The organism is Natrialba sp. INN-245 (genome assembly GCF_009807105.1).
GTDB classification, from domain to species: Archaea; Halobacteriota; Halobacteria; order Halobacteriales; family Natrialbaceae; genus Natrarchaeobius; species Natrarchaeobius swarupiae.
In genome coordinates this window covers 1-1403 of sequence record NZ_WUBV01000057.1, presented here as the reverse complement: position 1 = coordinate 1403, position 1403 = coordinate 1, and the positions used below count along the sequence as shown (strand labels likewise).

At 55.7% G+C, this 1403-nt stretch carries 1 protein-coding gene; it reads right to left on the bottom strand.

The genetic code is table 11. The features are described 5' to 3' along the window. Positions 1–16: 16 nt before the first annotated feature. Positions 17–1297 (bottom strand): RNA-guided endonuclease TnpB family protein, encoded by a 1281-nt coding sequence (locus GRS80_RS15140; RefSeq protein ID WP_160048293.1) that lies wholly within the window; start codon positions 1295–1297, stop codon positions 17–19. Positions 1298–1403: the final 106 nt, after the last annotated feature.

The window sequence follows — 1403 nt, the reverse complement described above, 5'->3', positions numbered from 1 at the left end:
GTGAATCGCCTCGGGGTCAAGTGGTTCGAGAGACTTCGTCTCTCGTCATCACGGAAGACTTTGTCTTCCGAACGACCCCGAGGCTTCCTGTTTCGACGACGCGCTTTGCAGACACCGAATGGGTGTCCGTAGGGAGCGCAGTCTCCACAGGCGTGTCTTCGGGCCATCCCAGCCCTAACTCAGCAAAGCCGCGTTGCAGGACATTCATCGCTGCATTCGCATCCCGGTCACACTCGAACCCACAACTCGGACAGGAGTGTTCCCTGACCCAGATCAGCTTCGCTGTCTCCACACCACACGACGCACATTCCTTCGTCGTGCCTCGTGGTTCGACCTGCACGACGTGACAGCCGTACAGGTCGGCCTTGTAGTTGAGGAAGGTGATGAACTGTCGCCACGCTGCGTCCTGCTTGTTGCGAGCGTTGTGCGACTGTTCGAGCATGTCCTTCACGTCTAAATCCTCCACGAACACGGCGTCGTACTCGCGGACGAGCCACGTCGTAATCTTGTGCTGGTAGTCCAGCACCTTCCGCTTGATGTGACGCTTCACCTTTGCCACTTCTCGGCGTTGTTTCTCGGAGTTGTTCGATCCGTTCTCCTTGCGAGACAATTTGCGTTGCTCGCGGCGGAGTCGGTCGTACTCGCCTTCGAGGTCAAGCCAATCCACGGTCTTCCCATCGCTGGTGTGGATGTAGTTGAGGATACCGAGGTCAATCCCAACGCTGTTGTTTGCGTCCAGCGAGTCCACCTCAGGGTTCTCGAGCAAGTCATCCTCGTCGGTTTCGAGGCCGAACGAGACGAACCACTCGCCGGTTGTCTCCTTTTTAACCGTGACTTCTTTGATGTCCGCTTCATTCGGGATGTCGCGGTGGTATCGAATTTTGATGTTCCCGATTTTGGAGAGCCAGAGTGTCGCGTGTCGGCCACTCGTGTTTTTGAGTTCGAAGCCGGACTGCGAATACGTCATACTCTGGAACTCCCGTGGCGACTTCCACTTGAGTTTCCCGACCTTGCGCCCGTTCTGTTTCTGGTCTATCAAGTTCGAAAGATTGTCATAGAACCGTGTGACGGTTCGTTGCAGAGCCTTCGAGTTGACCTCTGAGAAGACGGGGAACTCGTCTTTCCAGTTGGGGAGTCGGTAGTGGTGTTTGTACGCGGAACCGATGTCCGCGGCGTCTACAGTCTCGTACTCGTACAGCGTGTAGTTGTACGCTTGGCGATGAATGTCGATGTGACGTTCCAGTTCAGCCGCTACCTCTTGTGTCGGGTATGCAGGGTAGCGGTGACTGTACTCCATCGCTGTCTCTTGATTAGAGACATGTTTACTTAATGGTTTATGTCACGGGTTGTCGGCTTCAACCCCGGGGTCAAGCCCCGGGGCATTCGCCTCGACCGCCTGTAAA

What these genes read in the sequence shown, in the direction of transcription:
- GRS80_RS15140 (WP_160048293.1), bottom strand. Translation starts at nt 1,297, where the DNA reads ATGGAGTACAGTCACCGCTACCCTGCATACCCGACACAAGAGGTAGCG.